Genomic DNA, 16,664 nt, shown 5'->3' with positions numbered 1-16,664 from the left:
GGCCAATGTGGAGCCAGCATCGTCTATGATCCCAACAAATTATTCGTTTTGATGCCATTTTGTGAAAATCAGTCGCTTCAAACTCTATTTGATGAGATTCTTGAAGGCCTTCCCAGTTGGACGGTCCTTCGAGCTGACAAAGATTTCAGAAAGCCCGAAATCTGGTGCAAAATATGTGCCAATATCCAAGAATCACGAGCCGTAATTGCCGATTTGTCTGGGCCAAATGCTAATGTGTTTCTAGAGACTGGTCTTGCTTGGGGGTTTGGAAGACCATTCATTTTGTTGGCGCAGGATCGTGGGAAGCTGCCTTTTGATACTAAGAGCTTTCATGTAATCAAATATGAACGAGACTCGTCAAATCCCGCTCAAGTAGCTAACCCGGACAAGCTAAAAGAAGATATTTTAGAAACCTTGAATGACATTCCCGAACTCCCGCCGCTTACACGTCAGCCACTTCAGACACCCGAGGGTTATCTCAACCAAAGAATTGCTCGTGCAAGAAGCAGGGTGGTAAGGAAGTTCTGGAAGCTAATAGAAGAAGAATGGAGGATTAGGGGCGTTGAGGATGGAGGACATAGGATAGTTCTAGCTCTTTTGAGGGCTTATCCCAATACAAGGACACAAAACGAGCTAGTTGAGGAAACGGAACTAAACCAAGGCACGGTGTCTCGTATATTGAGGGGTAGAATAGGAGATTTGGACGAATATTTCACCGAATCAGAAAATCAGTGGACATTTTCGGTGAAGGGAATTTATTGGATGCTCAATGAGGGGATTCCTGAAATCTTGTCCAAGTATTCGTAGTTATCTGGTTTATACTGTTCCGATGTTGGGCAGATTCAAAACTGGGCACCCCAGTTTATTCAAAATGGGAAGCAAGCCATAATGGAGAAAGAATCCAATTTTGCGGGTCTATCTGCACACGTAGCTGCAATAATCTATGGCTTCTCCATTTTAATCCTGTGAGCTTTGCTCTTTGGACAAAACCTACAGTAAAAGAAACATTCTTCATTCGTGGGTGCGGACGCACATAAAATCTCAGCTAAATCAAACCAATGACACTTAGAATTTTCGTGGAATGGTGTCGACATAAGGCATGCCTTTCCGAAGAATTCATAGGTTATCTTGTTTTTTAACATAATATTGAGGGTTCCCACTATGAGTGAAAAAATGCAGAGACGGATAAGTGTTAAGGAGAGTAATATTGAGATTTCAGTTCAAGGATTTTCTGATTGGATAGAAGCTCTCGAAGAAGTACGAATTGGTCGCATAAAGACTAGACTTTCTAGAATCATGGATTCAACTCGTCTCTATTCTATGCTCAACGAGCTTACATTTCCTTCATGGCTTTCTCGTGCAGTTGATTTGATCACGTTTGCGATGTTAGTAGAATTCCCAAATGGTTTGACCAAGAAGGAAGCGGCTTCAATAACCGGCATGAAGGAGGACTCAGTTGCTACATATCTTACGAGCAAGGAGATAGGCCTTGCTGAACATCTTACTAAGAATGATGAGGGAAAATATCTGCTGCGAGCAAGTAGTTTGGATTGGGCAATCAATCAACTTGAGAAGCTAAAAGAAAAATAGAGTGAGATTAGTCGGTCTTCGCAAACTAGAGAATATCACATGATGTTCAGTTCAAATCAAACATTGTCATGACTCTGTCTGAATCAGGTAGTTCATTGCTATACTGAAGCAGAGACCTCAAATATGATTTGACTAAAACAAACTGAGAAATGCTGAAGATGGAGAGAGATATCCGAGTGTGCTGTAGCAGCGAAAAAGCCACAGTGTACCAACTTAGAGTTTATGATAATCAAGAATTTCAACGCCAAATGTATTCTTGATTGTAGACGAATGGCAGAGAAAATGAGCATCATTTGTGAGAAGCAGAACTCGTTTCTCACCGTTATCATTACTGTCTTTGTTAACAATAGCTTGACCAAGTAGACTAATATCATTTTGCTCAGGGAAATAGGCCTTCTGTCTTAAACCATGTTTCTTGATGCAGTCAAGTGTTTGTAGATTTCTCCAGCTTTTGTATGCTTTTTGTATTCTCTCTAGAAGATCATGAAACTTGCTGGGTGATACTCTTACACAATTGTCAGACAAAGAGTAAAGTTTGTTTAGATAGTCTTGATCGTGGAGCTGATATTTGACAATATTTCGATTCCCGGGCACCTTGCTTGCAACAAAGGCAAGGGTCTTCTTCATCTCATTGTCGGATTCCTTTATTACAGCCTTTGGGATGCAGATTTTCCAACCATTCTTATTGGCTTTAGAAAGCCAGTTGCTTAAGCGATTCCCAATCCCCTGTTTTTTTCTAAGTTTTGCGAATTCATACAGACTTGAATCTAGAAACTCTCGAGGATAGGATTTCCTGAGATCTATGACAGCACATGTATCCAAGACAACTATGGTGTTGGACACTAAGGACACTCACCCTATAGTAGGCGTCTTAGTCCAGCTCTAACTTCCTCCATCTCTTCCTCACTTGTAATATCACTCATTTTCAAAGCCGATAGAGGTTTGACAACTTCTCGTTCCGAGAGATAAGACTGAATGAACTGGAATATTTCCCTGAACTCTGAGAGAACACTGCTCTGTACCCTATTCATACTATCGGTTCGGTGTTCAAAGCCATACTGCTCCAATACATTATGCAAATCACGAGCAGATCTAAGTAGGTCACTAACCGATTCAATGAATACTTGTTTCTCCAAATCATCTGAAAGGAGTTCGATTAAATCTAAGGTCCCAATGGTCCATTCGAGTGCGGCTTGAATTTCCCATGATACAGGATAGAAATCGGATTCGTTTTGATTCCAGTTACGTAGCATTCTTTTCCCAGATTGCTTTGCTTCCCTGATTCTGTCGTCCAGTTGAAGTTCAACGGGAAGATACTTCTCATATGTATATTGGAGAAGATCGTCTAGAGGAACATCCATGAGTTCATCAATTGCCTTCTCTAGCTTTTTTCGCATCTCTTTGATTTCCGGATGCTGTTCCAATTCTCGAACTTGCTCCGTTCCCTTGTCTGTTAGTATGTAGTCGTGCCTAACATCATATGGTTTTGAAAGCTGCGTTTCAACTTCGGTCACGAAGTCAAAAGCTTGGTAATTTTGCATAGAGCTTGCAAGCTCTGATGAATATGGCCCATGACGACATGTCGTAAAACTGTAAAACTCGCCTATATGTGTTTCAACACTGCCCAAAAATACAAGTTTTTGAAGACGCGTAGACCCAAGGACTTCTCCTGCTATGTCGATGACAGCAAGAGGTAACCATGCCCGAACAACGGATTTACGAATATTATTTGCCATCGAGCCCATTCCTTCTGCCAACTAATCGTGTGTTTAATTTGATATAAACAACACGGTGATATATCCTAGCTGTACAGCATGAACTACAGGCTTCGAAATAAATATGGTGGGACTAGTGTTCTTCTCCTACCCTTCCGAAAATATCACGCATATTCTTGTCCAAACGAAGGCTATGAAAGCAAACTAACTAACTGAGATATGCTGAGGATGGAAGTACGTGTTTCTTTCGAGGGCTAATGCTAAACTATGGCAACTCCAAATACTGCATAAATCATGAAAAACGAGACAATATGAGTGCTCATGACGGTATAGTATACAGCATAGGAAATTGAGATTCTTCGTCTTTTCTTGGGTATTATTGCTATTAATACCAAGTAGCTGAATTGGCCTAATTGACGAATGCTCTATTGCGAATGTTCCAGTCGTAGCTAAATGAAAATATTAAACATATGAATCCCAAAACCAAATGCTGAAGAGTGGAAACCCATACTTTATAAGAAGTCCAGGAGGATAAGATTCTACACAGCATTGCTGTGGTATTTATTGACTTAGGACTAGTTTGTTTTTTGGGCTACTATCTAGGGAGATCCCACTTTTATGTAAATCATGGAGCCGGGCTCCCCCGTGGCGACTGCGGGATAATCAGTCGCATTCACCAAGACAGAAAGAGGTGACAAGATATGACAGACTTTGATGAACTTACAGAGGAAGAAAAGAAATGGGGCGAATCATTCATGAGAGAAATGGAGGAAGTCGCTCCCGAATGGGTTTCTGGCGAATCTTGTGATTAGAGAATCCATGATTTTGAATTAAACAAACGGCCGCTCAATTTAGTACAAGAAAGCGGTAGAAAAGAGCAAGGAGGTGACATATCAGATGCCTGACGAGGAATACGATAAGTACAAACACAAGTATTCTGATAAAAAGGTCAGATACGCCCGAGAGTACTTCGCTGAAGATGGGGAAAAACCTCTATCTCGGCGTGAAGCTGTCGATGCTCTGGAAAAGGCGGGCGTGAAAGGGCTTGAAGAAGACGAATATTATCCCATAGAATAGCGCTTTCCGGTAGAGGCCAAGGATAATTGGTCTCTATCCGTTCTTTTTTGAATCGATGTGATGTGCTAGCGTCCAAGGGGCTATATAGTATTCAGGAGTGTTCACTTTCAAATAGGAATTAGTTCCTCAGTGTTCAAGTCTTTAGAAGTGAACTCCATTTCATGCTAGAGCCTTCTTCATATTTCTTCGATAGAAAGGGCCTATATACATTAATCTCTAAAAGCCATTATATTATTTAAAATGATAGTAATATATCTATACAAGTATCATGAATAAAAAGATGATGCCTAGGATGAAAAACAAGACAATACATTCATCCGATTTTCGCCGTGGCGGTGATTTTTGTCCAAAAACCCAAGCAATCATGACGATAATCATCCCTATAACAACAAAAAAGGCAAATAACAAAACCGAATCAAATGATTGCATCACAATGGCCCTCTGACTCATCTATTCAGCATTTTCCATTATATATAAAAATATCCTGATTCTCATATCTATTTGGATTCTGAGTAAAGAACACGAAGTGCCGGAATACGATATGGACCGCAATCATTAATGGTTAACCGAGCTGAAAATTATGCCAGATATATGTCACCAAACACCAGCTCTTCTCGAAAAAAACTCTCAAGAAACAAGTGGTTGAGAATGGAGGCACTGCTTCACTGAGATTCCGACTCAAATCTTGAAAACTCTAGGTGTCGCACAAGCTATATTTTCGGTCCGCTCGCCTCGGACAGTAGTAGCGGTGAGCTGAACACCTCCCCAGAATGGCTATTTGGAACGACCGGGTCATAGTCACCCTTCATCGTTATGAAACAAGAAAGACCTATTACAGGAGTTGCAATTCGCAAGGTGGGCAGTAGCATGACGAAAAATTCAGTTGGATCTGAGACTCCTAACAAATATTCCACAAAACAACGTTCGTTAAGCCCTAGGCGAAAACGGGCGACATATGGCGTCTTAGTTATTGTTGTAGCAATTACAGTAGCATTGGCAATTCAAGCAATGTTTCCTGCACAGAAAGAAGTCGAATGGTATGAACTTCCGGACCCAGATAATACAATCCTAACAGGAATGGAATGGCAAGATACGGATTATGCGGAATCCGAAATTTATTCAAGTAGTTACGATTATTTCTTTAGGTTCGACCCATGGAAAGGGGAATTCATTAACCGGACGGAGTTTAGAGACCCAGAGGGGTATGAGATATCGGCACATGATCTGACAGTGACATCATGGATGGGTGCTTACATTGTAACATTTGCCCCGGACGGAGGAGTTCAAGTCTATGATTACCAAACGGGGGGGATATACAATTACAGCATGAACAATGTCTCTGAAGATATCTGCTTCACGGAAATAGAGTCGTATGAGACAGCAGAGGGTGCTTTCTTCTATGCTGGAAATCAGGGGAATCCATATGGTATGACTGTCTGCCATATTCCATCGCATAATTTTACTATAGTTAATACCTCAAATGGACTGGTTTCGGATTATGTCTCATATTTGAAGGTGAGAGAGCCCTATATTCTGATAGGCACAAATCAGGGATTCAGCTTTTATGATGTAGAGCTGGAGAAGGTAGTTCTTAGTCAATCTAAGGACGATGTTAATTCAACATTCAAAGTTACGGCAATGGAATACTACCCTTTGACAAAGAGAATCTATGTAGGAACAGAAGATGGGATTCTCGTATACGAGATATCTGGGGGAGAAGCACAAATTGTACGATCTAGGATTACAGAGGTAGATGGGTTGCCAGACAATCGCATTAATGCTCTTGAACGCGATGAGGATAGAAAACGCATTTACATTGGTACTAGAGAAGGAATATGCTATTTCAGCTTGGACGAAGAAGAAACAATCATTGAGCAATTAGAGGAGGATATTAATCTTGAAGGTTATTCGGTGGAAGAGATTCTGATTTCAGAACGGGATTACCTCTATCTTGGTCTCTCATGCTTCAAATACGGCGGTAGTGGGGCTATAGTCAGGCTTCCTCTGGAAGTTGCCAGACCGCCCCCCTATGCAGGACTATTAATCACATTGGGATGGGTAGGTGCCGGAGCCACATCCTTCATTGCAATTCTTTGGGCTTTGTACCCGGATGTAAAGAGGAAATTCGGTAAATCATTAGAAAGTGGCTCAGTTGTAATAGAGCCAGGTGAGAAAGCCAAGGCAACTAGGCTGATTGATAGAATAATATCTCGGGCAGAAGACTATTTGAAAGTCCGCGACAACTATCCTTCAATAGAACTGGTACGTCATCTCATGGAAGCAGATAATGAGGTAAAAATTCAGTTCCTAACAGTTATTGAACCGGCAAAGAGAAAGCGGCACGGTGACTATCATGAATATGAGCTGCTATTGAACAGCTTATCGGAGGAAAAAGAGCAAAGGAGCAATTTCCACGTAAGGTTGACACACAAAGCGAAAAGCCATCAGCGTAATCTAATAAATGAAGAAGAATGCTGGACGGCGGATATTTCGTTTAAAGATTTAGGAAATCGTAAGATGGGAACACTATCTAAACAAACGGGTTCACAAAAAGCAAAAGTTGAGAAGGATTTTGACTTTCTTTGGGAAGGAGCGAAAGAATTTCACATAGAGGATTTTGCAGACAATAGAAAGTAGTTTTGGGGGCCGATAGAGAAAAAGGGCGATTACTATGACAGAGCTGAATGACGAAGGATACAGAACATTGTCGGAATTGGATAAGCTGATTCTTCAAGCCTCTACCGTAATCATTACCTGCCTTTCGGTCCTCTATTTTGTGTACTTCAATGATTTGTTCATAGCAATATATGGAATTGGATCCTTTTTACTCGCTATATTCATTATAGGTGAAGACCCACCATCACCAATCAGAAAGGATTCCGTCATTGAAGACCCTTTGGTCGAGAGTGCAATAGTATTACTGGTTTTCTTGGATTGGACTCTCTTAGTTGCACCGAGTTTCAATCTAGCGAATATAGCGATAGTAACAGGCTCGTTGATATTCGCTTTCGCTATACCTCTTCTGTTTATGGTGGTATTCAGAGAGAACAAAATCTCTTCACTGGGATTCAATTTGTCCGATATCGAAAAGTCCTCGCCACTTACCGTTTCAATTTTGGTGTCGCTAATTATTGGGTTTATTATCAGACTTCTTCTGGGGCAAAATTCACTAGAATTTTTCGGCTCTCAAGATATTCATAGAGAGCTGTTAAGCGGAATCATTACTATGGCTGTAATTCCGGCGCTGATTGAGGAATTTATCTTCCGAGGCATAATGCAAGACCGACTCAGTTATCGGATGAGAAGCAGAGTGGGTGGAATTGTCACAACTACGATGGTCTTTGCTGCTTTGCATCTGTTCACAGTTGCTTCAGGATTCGAGCTGTATCAGGGAGGTTTGGCTTATCCTCTACTTCATGCCCTACTGACACGTCTGCCGCTGGGCTTGATTCTTGGCATGATCTGGGATAAATCTAGGAGCTTGATTCCCGTCTTTCTGATTCATTTTACAAATAATGCCGTCTATTTAATCCTTCAAACAGCCGCAACGGTATGAAACAGACTTGAATTGAAATGTACAAGACATAATACTTATAGTGAAATTGAGATAGTCATTTTTCTGTACAGAGATAGTCTCTCTGTATTTTACTGTTATCGAACCAATCTGATTTTACTGGTACTAACCTAGGGATATCCCAATTTTATGTCACTCATGGAGCCAAGCTCCCCCGTTGCGACTGCGGGATTTCAGCCGCACAAGATGAAGGTGAATATAAATGATAAAGAACAAGAATAGAAAAGAGTGCATAGACGGAACACCGAATTGTAAGTTCTCACATAACGACGACACACCAAAATGCAATTCGGGTCTTCGAGCAGCTTTCAAAGCCAAGTTCATTGCTGCAAAGATGAAAGTCGAGGCACTCAAATCAAGACTTGGCTAGTAATTTTATGATGCAGTGATATTTTTTTGGTATTGGAGATGTTGATCTCCCCTTGGCGGCTGAGGAATTTTTTAGCAGCCGCACCCAATATTATACATGGAATCCGACTAGTGTTCTTGGGAAATTAATTGGGTAGAAATAGCTCTCTTCACTTCTAGAAGAACGAGTTTGTGAAATCAAAACTAACTGAAAATAGATGCTGAGGATGGAGGTACCGTTTCTCTGAGGTTACGCTCAAATCTTGACAACTCTAGGTGTTGCACGAGCTATATTTTCGGTCTGCTCGCCTCGGACATTAGTAGCGGTGAGCTGAACACCTCGCCGGAGCTCGGTGCTTACACCCCCGCCCTATTAACCTCGTCTTCTACGAGAGTCCTCGTTTCCAGACACGCGTCACTGTCACCAGCGCCACGCTGCTCTAAAGCAATTGTCTAGTAAGTGGATGTTTCTTTTTTGGTGGGGCTTCCAGCTTAGATGCATTCAGCTGTTATCCCGTGCAGCTTAGCTACCCCACGCTGCCCTTCCGGACAATGGGTACACCATAGGCTGCGACAATGCGTTCCTCTCGTACCGGCATCATCTTGCCATCAAACATCCAACAGCGCCAATAGATAGAAACCGACCTGTCTCGCAACGGTCTAAACCCAGCTCACGATCGGTTTTAATCGGTGAGCACCCGCACCCTTCGGGCCTTATGCAACCCGAGGATACCAAGAGCCGACATCGAGGAAGCAAGCCGCGGGGTCGATATGAACTCTTGCCCGCGACAACTCTGTTACCCCTGGGGTAAGTTTTTTGTCATTTCCAGCACTTACAATTGGCTATCAGGAAGTTCGATAGGCCAGGCTTTCGCCCCGGGATCCTTTGCGTGGCGGGATCCCATCAGCCAAGCTTATGCCCTTAATCTCAACGAGACGTTTCCATCGCCTCTGAGCTTAGCATTGGTCGCGGCTGATCTGATGTCAGCCGCGTGCCGCCCCAGCCCAACTGCCTACCTGAAAGTGTCCCTAGGCACGCTTGGCCTAGGTTAGCCACCCTCGTCTACATGGTCAGTGTTACATGGTTGCATCCTCCCAACCCAGGAGTTGGGATTCAACGCTCCTGACTACGCTTTGCACATAGGCAAAGATGGCAATAACAGGTTGCGTAGTAAACCTCCGCAGGGACTTCTCTTCCCATTGGCGCTACGTACACTATTCGGTACGGTGTAGGTTCACCCAGTTCCAGTTGGGGACAGTGGGGCCCTCATTAATCCCTTCATGCACGTCGGCATTTAACCGACAAGGCGTATGGCTACCTTAAGAGACTCATAGTTAGTCCCGGCGTTGACCAGTGCTTGGACCCCTTCCGGAGCTTTAACATACTGGCACAGACCAGGAGTCACTGACTGTACTAACGCTTACGCGCTCGCAGTCAGCTATGTTTTTATTAAACAGTTGGGACCCCCTAGTAACAATAGACCTGGAGGAGCGTGAACCCCTCTAGGCACAGCATATCCCGAAGTTACGCTGCTAATTGGCCGATTTCCCTCAACTGGAGTGAACTGGATACACCTTGGCCTTCTCAGCCAGGGAACCTGTGTCAGATCTGGGTACGGACTCGGAAGATCCTTCCGGACTCGTTTTTCAAGGTCACCGGGAATAAGCCAAACAGATGTCCGACCACCTGCTATTCCAAGTTTCTCCTACGTCTCACCATTACGGTACTCGGTAGGATTATCCTGTTAAATACAGCGAGTGCTGTACAAGGCCTATCCGGATGAGTTACAAGTCCGGCTTCGCGTTACCGCGTAGAGTACTTCCGAGGTTCAGGAATATTAACCTGATTCTCTTTCGTGACACTCGAATTACGATGCCACTTAGAACCGACTAAGCTTCGGCTGACGACGCATTGCCGAAGAACCCTTTCCCTTTCGGTGGCATGGATTCTCACCATGCTTCGCTGTTACTACTACCAGGATGATCAAAACTGACGGGTCCACAGGACCTCACGGCCCTACTTCTACCCCATCAGGTCGCTCCGCTACCCGATCACGCAGTGTTACCCGCGTGCGGTATGGTCTCGGTGGCCAGATTTAGCCCCGTCCATTTTAGAGGCCGAGAGCCTCGGTCTGTGAGCTGTTACGCTTTCGTTCGGGGATAGCTGCCTCTAAGCTCACCCCCAGACTGTCTTGGGCTCTCGACGCCCTTCATTATCGCACTTATCTGGCACTTAGGGACCTTAACCACACTCTCGGTTCTCCCCATCTCGGCCTGCCGGGCTTACCCCGGGTACCCGTCTCCTGCCGTCTACGATTCATGCAACTTCGGAGTTTTCAGGACGGTGAAATCCCGCGAGGGATCCCGAGTCGTCCGAAAGTGCTCTACACCACATGATATCTCAAGCAGAGCTTGGCTGCGACCAACTTCGCGGAGAACGAGCTATCACCAGTCTAGATAAGCATTTTACCCCTAGGCCCAGTTCAACGGAACGATTTGTATATCAGAACCCTATCGGGCCTCCACCGAGCTTTCGCCCGGCTTCACCCTGACCAAGCCTAGATCGACTGGTTTCTCGTGTCATAGCTGTGACTACACGCCCTTGTAGACGTCGCCCCTCACCGGATTGCCCGGTTGCGGGCTTGTTGGTTTCCCTTCGTTTACGGTTTTGACACCTTATCCTCGCCACTTCTATGAACTCCCTGGTCCGTGGTTCAAGACGGATGATGCTGATTCGATCCACTCAGGTCCTACTAAAGGGTCTCCCCTAGTTCGTTCCCCGAGTATCTCCTCTTTTAATCAGACATCCTTTGACTAGATTGCTGGTTTCAGGTACTTTTCACCCCGCTTCCGCGGTACTTTTCAACTTTCGCTCGCGCTACTAGTCTGCTATCGGTTTGACATAGTATTTAGGCTTCGCAGATTGTACCTGCGTAATTCACACGAGACAACCGACCCATGCTACTCTGGGATCCACAGACATGCCAACGTTTTACACCTACGGGGGTGTCACCCTCTTTGCCGCGTCGTTCCAGACGACTTTGATTTGGACGTTGAGGCACTTGTCCGTGGCCCTTACACCACATCCCCCAACACTTTTCGTCTTGGGGTTCAGTTTGGCCTTTTCCCCTTTCGCTCGCTGTTACTCAGGGAATCACGACTTGTTTTCTACTCCTGCTCATACTAAGATGCTTCAGTTCTGAGCGTTCCCCTTCCCGATGTGACTCGGGAATAGCACGAGGTAATAGCCCGTGCTTGGAGGTCCTATTCGGAATCCCGCGGATCAATGGCTTCATGCGCCTACCCACGGAATATCGCCGCTTGTCGCGTCCTTCTTCGGCATGTCAACCGAGTCATCCACCAACAACCGTACAGCGAATTGCAGTCCTAATCATATAACCGGTGCAGCATTACCTGCTGCCAAGGAGTTGAGTAAACCTCATTCGTACCTCCATCCTCTGCAATCAATCCATACACTTCTGCCACGAAACTGTGTGGCGGGAGTACGACTCCAAAGCATATGCATCGACGGTCCCCCACCGGGAATGACTCCATTCGCAACGTCTGGTCCCGATGAGTCCTGTCATCAAGCGCACACAACGTGCAGCTCTCGGGAGCCTCTCGCGAGGACTTTGGACCTGTAAACACACGCACAGTCTGAGGTGTGCGCGCTCAGCCAGTCAGTTACGCTGGCGATTTAAACATTGCTATACGTCAAGCTATCAGAACTACTTCACAGCGACCTTGCTATAGCCGCCGTATAATGCGTTCCCTACTCAACGTATGCAAGCAAGCCTTATCGGGAACAGTCTCCTCATAAACATTTGGTTTCAGATGCATTTAGCTGGTTCACTATATCGCGCGGAATAATCCACATAGGGGTACTAGTCAGGGCAGAGGCTGCGCTCCTGAAATTCCATCAGCTCTTCGCAGCCCTTTGCCGCCAGATCAAGCATGTCATCCATCTGGGTTCGGTCAAAAGTTTCTCCTTCGGCTGTCCCTTGTACCTCGACAAACTCTGCATCACGCATCACGATGTTCATGTCAACATCAGCGGTAGAATCCTCGATGTAGCAGAGATCGAGCAGACATTCGCCATTGACAACACCCACACTCACAGCAGCAACGGCACCCATAAGCGGGCTTTCTGAAAGCATATCCATAGCCAACATGTAATCTATGGCATCAACAAGCGCGATGTAACCGCCAGTAATCGATGCGGTCCGGGTACCTCCATCTGCCTGGATAACATCACAATCGATGCGCAGGGTATATTCCCCCAGGGATGTCAGATCGAGAGCTGCACGCAAGGAGCGACCAATCAATCGTTGAATCTCGTAAGTACGACCACTCCGTCGATACCGGTTGATGCGGTTATCAGTAGACCGTGGGAGCATGCCATACTCCCCAGTACACCAACCCTGTCCCTTACCGTTCAGCCAACCCGGTACACCGTCTTCCACAGTGGCGGTGCAAATCACTTTCGTCTCACCAGTTGCAATAAGGACTGATCCCTCAGGATGTTTGAGATAATCACGGGTAACTTCTACCGGACGCAGCTCATCATTTTCGCGGCCATCTGAACGAACCATGAAACCAACTCTGCTTCGAGGTGAGAAGTACCGGTATTAATGACTGTCGGATTCTTCAACCTAGAGCTGGCATAGTCTTTTATTTCAATGTGCATCACAATGTACAAGCCGCGTCACGCGGTGGGATTCAATCCATATCTTGGTGAGTTGTGATGATGGATATTCGAGCCAAATTCGAGCGAGCACTCCAGGACACTGTAGACGAATGGAAGAAACAAGAGCACGTTGAAGGAATGTTTGTCTACGGTTCCTATGTGAACAAAGCCCAAACTCCAGATTCAGACCTCGATGTCTGTATAGTCTGGGACCAAGATGAAGCACCAGTTCGCCTTCTATCACGACACAAAGGCGTCCGCATTGATATGACCTTCATCACGCCAAATACCATCCAGGAAGTACTGAACCGGGAAAGTAAAAGCCCACAGCAAATCGCACAGGTCATCGAACGGGTGAAAGATTCGAAGGTGGCATATGATAAATCAGGAAGACTTGAGGAATGGAGGGAGCTTGCTGAAGACTATGTGTGGCCAGAAGATGTGGTCATCGCGGTGAAGGAACGGACGGCCGCAGAGCTGAATCAAGCAAAGAATCTGCTCGAAAAAGACAGAGTCAGCTCTATTTGCGAGCTGCGAAATGCGCTTTTTAATCTCGCACGCACGATTTTGATGAGTGATAACAGATTCAGTATCATCAGAACCGCAGACGTCCTCTCAGAGGCGAGACTGCTTAATCCTCCAATGTACAGCCTATTCCTCAGAACCTTCAAGCTGCGAAGTATGAATGAAGAACAAATCATGAATGCTCTTGAAGATGTGAAAAGCTGGCTCCGGGAAGCAGAGGACCGGCTTGAGAAAAGCGACTTGGACACGGTGGTTATCCCCTTGCTCAATCGAGCACAACGTCACTACTTCGGGGCCCTATCCTTGACCATCAACACGTCATATGAACTGGCAGTGCTGGAGATGCGTCATGCAATATACATGATAGCTAATGCTCTGTTGGCCATGTACGGAATAGAAGAGCCAGATAGCCTCAAGTTCATCACTTCCTTGCGAGAAAAGGAGAATGAATTCTACGAGGATATGCTGCTCTCGCTCTGTGAGTTCGATCTGCAGCCAAAGGCTATCAAGCGGGCAATCGATGAATCCAAGTTCGTCCTTGCTAGGCTAGCCGTATAATGGCTTCGGACACATTCATTAGGAACAATTGGTACCCTTTCGGCAGTGGCTCAAATGTCTGCTAACGATGTTGAAATTCTCAAACTACTTAGTGTGCTTCTGACCCAGACCAAACAGGATCAACTGAAGGAGGAATTTGATAAATACACGGAAGCCACCAATTTCGTCCTCACCGAGATTCTCAAGCAACATCTCACCTCTGAGTCCCAAGCTATAGATGAATTGCGAGAGGAATTCACAGCCAAGTTCGATCCGCGGATTGCCTATCTGGAGGATGTTGTCAAAACGGCGAGGGTCAAGATTGGAGAGCACAGGGCTATGGCGCGATCGATGAGAAGCCTGCGTAACAAAACGCCCTACTTCGAAGAAGGGAAGATGATATTCTCTGAACCGATTATCAAAGTCAAACCATCGGCCACAATCCTCTTCACCGCAGATGATGAGGAAATACCCGTACCATACGATAAGCGCACTCGCAATCGTAACAAGGACATCCTTACAGAAATCGCATCCGGAAAACGTGACCACGAACGGGTACGCCTCACCTGGAAGAAAGCAGGCTACGTTGGAGTCGATATCAGAGTGGAAGGGGGTAGCCTTGGAAGACCGGAAGAAATCTAAAGTGTCCACGCCAGAAGCGATCCTGAAAAATCGGTTGTAAACAGCTGTTCACAGGTAGGACACCATTCGACAGAACTGACAGCACTCCAGAGTTTTGCCTGGTTCACCTCCTTCTCTCTGTCCAGCGACCACAATCTGATTGTGCGGTCCCAGCTGGATGATATCATCCGGTTATCAGGAAGAAGAGTGAAATCAGTTATACGGTCAGTGTGGCCCTCAAGAGCAAATGAAGTTGAAGGATCCTCAACGGGAAATACTCTGATATCACCAGTATGAAAACCAAGAAGCACATAGGCATCATCGGGAGTTGTCCCAAGACAACGAATCCGTTTCTTGTCCTCCCGAAGTGTAGAGAGCAGTTCGTAGTCCTTCAAATCCCAAATACGACAGCTGCCGTTCCACGAGACACTCAGAAGCTGGGAATCCCCATCAGCGAAATGAAGGCCAGAGACATTCAAATCATCGGTCTGCATATTCCGTATGCACTTCATGTGTTCTACTGAGAAGACCTTCACTTCGCCATCCCTGCCGCCAGCTGCACCTTTGCTTTCGTTATCTGCAATTGCCAGCGATTTGACCTCGGTGTGGTGTTTGAGTATGTTCGATTCCTTCTTATCCTTCTTGAGAGACCAGCGACGGGTTGTGCCGTCCCAAGAACTGGATAGGATGTATTTGCCTTTCTTGAGAAAACGTACCCGGGAGACAATGTCCTCATGCCCCCGGAGTGTCTTCAAAACAGTGCCCTCTTCTAGGTCAATAAGCAGAATTGGGCCCTCAGTAGTACCGCACGCAGCTCGTTTCCCGTCATGGTCAACTGTAAGGCAGGTCAATGGAACTGCATCAGCTGGTTCCGGCTGATAGATGAGCTGCTTCTCCAATGCTTTGCACCATCTTTGATTTGATATACGTCATATCACTAGGACTTCCGGTCTTAAAGCCTTGAGGTTCGTTTCTGCGCGTATACCAGAAATAGCTCATACCCACAACAGCAAAACCTGTAGCAACGAGTCCAATCTGGAGAAAGGGGAAAGCGTCAAGCTCAAAGATGGCATTGGAAGCCAAATCCTCGACGAGGAATACTTCCATAACCTCACCGACTATCGCCAAGCTTTCAGCACTACATTTGTCAGGTGTATCCTCAAGAGTGTGCCAGTAATCAGGAAATGGAGCATGTTCGATGATATCAAGCGCGGGAATACCAGCATCGAGGAACGGGCGATGATCATCCAGTATTCTTGCTCCTACTGTCGGCAAGAAGGTGTCATTCCTACCCATAGATTCAGCACGTTCCCAGACTGCATTCTGCAGAGTATCCGTGGAGGTGACTTCTTTTTCCAAGCGCAGCTCCTTATCACCAACCATATCGAGAAGAATCATCGCCGAAATCTGGTTTTTTCTTGTATCCGATAATGAATCAACGTAGTGTGTTGAACCAACAATCCAATCCCAGCCATTGATGTCGCCCGAGTCTTCGGCATCGAAGAAGACCAGCTCGATTCCTTGCTTGACTTCATCTGGTAGGACACGTGCAAGCTCAAGAAGCACAGCAACACCGCTTGCACCGTCGTTTGCACCCAGTATGGGTTCTGAACGATTTTCTGGATGAGGATCCTTGTCTGCTCTTGGGCGGGTATCATAATGGGCTCCGAGGATGAGTGAGGGGGCATGATTGCCGGGATAGGTAGCATGAATGTTCGAACAGAAGACATCCTGATAGGTGAAATTCTGAAATACAACGTCCCAGCCGTAGCCATCCAAAGCATCAGCCATATACGCCCTGCACGCATTCAAATTCTCCGACCCTGGTGGGCGTGGACCAAAGTCACATTGCTCGACCAGGTGGGTATATGCACGTGGTCCATCGAACACCGGTGTGTGAGCAGCGTCAACACCCAGGCCGCTACTGAGAAAGAAGCATACGATGGCAATGAGTGCCCACGTGGCATGCTTGGAAGACATGAAGGATATC

The 16,664-nt window shown here is 45.8% G+C and carries 12 protein-coding genes, 1 rRNA gene and 1 other annotated feature; of the genes, 7 read left to right on the top strand and 6 right to left on the bottom strand.

Annotated features, from left to right (window positions below; genetic code table 11):
- The first annotated feature begins 1,161 nt into the window (after positions 1-1,161).
- Positions 1,162-1,590, top strand: coding sequence for a hypothetical protein (locus GF309_01770; GenBank protein MBD3157492.1), 429 nt, complete (start codon positions 1,162-1,164; stop codon positions 1,588-1,590).
- Positions 1,591-1,803: 213 nt separating this feature from the next.
- On the opposite strand, the gene GF309_01765 is transcribed toward GF309_01770, so the two are convergent.
- Together GF309_01765 and GF309_01760 are read right to left on the bottom strand one after the other, a co-directional pair.
- Positions 1,804-2,433, bottom strand: a complete 630-nt coding sequence (locus GF309_01765; protein MBD3157491.1) for a hypothetical protein — start codon at positions 2,431-2,433, stop codon at positions 1,804-1,806.
- 14 nt (positions 2,434-2,447) lie between these two features.
- On the bottom strand, positions 2,448-3,326 hold the full coding sequence (locus GF309_01760; GenBank protein MBD3157490.1) for a hypothetical protein: 879 nt from the start codon (positions 3,324-3,326) through the stop codon (positions 2,448-2,450).
- A gap of 876 nt (positions 3,327-4,202) precedes the next feature.
- Here GF309_01760 and GF309_01755 point away from each other — a divergent pair.
- The 4 genes from GF309_01755 (at position 4,203) to GF309_01740 (ending at position 8,326) form a co-directional block, all read left to right on the top strand.
- Positions 4,203-4,382, top strand: coding sequence for a hypothetical protein (locus tag GF309_01755; protein ID MBD3157489.1), 180 nt, complete (start codon positions 4,203-4,205; stop codon positions 4,380-4,382).
- An 867-nt stretch (positions 4,383-5,249) separates the two neighbouring features.
- Positions 5,250-7,019 carry a hypothetical protein gene (locus tag GF309_01750; protein MBD3157488.1) on the top strand — a complete coding sequence of 590 codons (1,770 nt, stop codon included), beginning with the start codon at positions 5,250-5,252 and terminating at the stop codon, positions 7,017-7,019.
- 34 nt (positions 7,020-7,053) lie between these two features.
- Positions 7,054-7,938, top strand: coding sequence for a CPBP family intramembrane metalloprotease (locus tag GF309_01745; protein ID MBD3157487.1), 885 nt, complete (start codon positions 7,054-7,056; stop codon positions 7,936-7,938).
- A 220-nt stretch (positions 7,939-8,158) separates the two neighbouring features.
- Positions 8,159-8,326, top strand: coding sequence for a hypothetical protein (locus tag GF309_01740; GenBank protein MBD3157486.1), 168 nt, complete (start codon positions 8,159-8,161; stop codon positions 8,324-8,326).
- 285 nt (positions 8,327-8,611) lie between these two features.
- Positions 8,612-8,692: a sequence feature (possible 23S ribosomal RNA but 16S or 23S rRNA prediction is too short), on the bottom strand.
- A gap of 70 nt (positions 8,693-8,762) precedes the next feature.
- Here the strand turns inward: GF309_01740 and GF309_01735 are convergent.
- Together GF309_01735 and GF309_01730 are read right to left on the bottom strand one after the other, a co-directional pair.
- A 23S ribosomal RNA gene (locus GF309_01735) occupies positions 8,763-11,668 on the bottom strand.
- 520 nt (positions 11,669-12,188) lie between these two features.
- Positions 12,189-12,896, bottom strand: a complete 708-nt coding sequence (locus tag GF309_01730) for a ribonuclease PH (protein MBD3157485.1) — start codon at positions 12,894-12,896, stop codon at positions 12,189-12,191.
- 152 nt (positions 12,897-13,048) lie between these two features.
- Here GF309_01730 and GF309_01725 point away from each other — a divergent pair, with 152 nt between their 5' ends.
- Positions 13,049-14,074, top strand: a complete 1,026-nt coding sequence (locus GF309_01725) for a hypothetical protein (GenBank protein ID MBD3157484.1) — start codon at positions 13,049-13,051, stop codon at positions 14,072-14,074.
- 54 nt (positions 14,075-14,128) lie between these two features.
- Positions 14,129-14,695, top strand: a complete 567-nt coding sequence (locus GF309_01720; protein ID MBD3157483.1) for a hypothetical protein — start codon at positions 14,129-14,131, stop codon at positions 14,693-14,695.
- Here the strand turns inward: GF309_01720 and GF309_01715 are convergent.
- Together GF309_01715 and GF309_01710 are read right to left on the bottom strand one after the other, a co-directional pair.
- Positions 14,692-15,573, bottom strand: coding sequence for a hypothetical protein (locus GF309_01715; protein ID MBD3157482.1), 882 nt, complete (start codon positions 15,571-15,573; stop codon positions 14,692-14,694). The genes GF309_01720 and GF309_01715 overlap by 4 nt on opposite strands.
- The gene (locus tag GF309_01710) at positions 15,536-16,654 is read right to left on the bottom strand and encodes a M28 family peptidase (GenBank protein MBD3157481.1); all 1,119 of its coding nucleotides are present in this window, start codon (positions 16,652-16,654) and stop codon (positions 15,536-15,538) included. The genes GF309_01715 and GF309_01710 overlap by 38 nt, the downstream gene beginning before the upstream one ends.
- Positions 16,655-16,664 lie beyond the last annotated feature (10 nt).

The sequence above is a fragment of the Candidatus Lokiarchaeota archaeon genome (assembly GCA_014730275.1).
Taxonomy (GTDB): Archaea; Asgardarchaeota; Thorarchaeia; order Thorarchaeales; family Thorarchaeaceae; genus WJIL01.
Note: the sequence above shows the minus strand (reverse complement) of the source record. Positions and strands in the feature narration are given on the sequence as shown.

Excerpts from the sequence above, each read along its gene's own strand:
- GF309_01755 (MBD3157489.1), top strand. The coding sequence starts at position 4,203 with ATGCCTGACGAGGAATACGATAAGTACAAACACAAGTATTCTGATAAA.
- GF309_01740 (MBD3157486.1), top strand. The coding sequence starts at position 8,159 with ATGATAAAGAACAAGAATAGAAAAGAGTGCATAGACGGAACACCGAAT.
- GF309_01750 (MBD3157488.1), top strand. The coding sequence starts at position 5,250 with ATGACGAAAAATTCAGTTGGATCTGAGACTCCTAACAAATATTCCACA.
- GF309_01710 (MBD3157481.1), bottom strand. The coding sequence starts at position 16,654 with ATGTCTTCCAAGCATGCCACGTGGGCACTCATTGCCATCGTATGCTTC.
- GF309_01720 (MBD3157483.1), top strand. The coding sequence starts at position 14,129 with ATGTCTGCTAACGATGTTGAAATTCTCAAACTACTTAGTGTGCTTCTG.
- GF309_01725 (MBD3157484.1), top strand. The coding sequence starts at position 13,049 with ATGATGGATATTCGAGCCAAATTCGAGCGAGCACTCCAGGACACTGTA.
- GF309_01730 (MBD3157485.1), bottom strand. The coding sequence starts at position 12,896 with ATGGTTCGTTCAGATGGCCGCGAAAATGATGAGCTGCGTCCGGTAGAA.
- GF309_01760 (MBD3157490.1), bottom strand. The coding sequence starts at position 3,326 with ATGGCAAATAATATTCGTAAATCCGTTGTTCGGGCATGGTTACCTCTT.
- GF309_01770 (MBD3157492.1), top strand. The coding sequence starts at position 1,162 with ATGAGTGAAAAAATGCAGAGACGGATAAGTGTTAAGGAGAGTAATATT.
- GF309_01745 (MBD3157487.1), top strand. The coding sequence starts at position 7,054 with ATGACAGAGCTGAATGACGAAGGATACAGAACATTGTCGGAATTGGAT.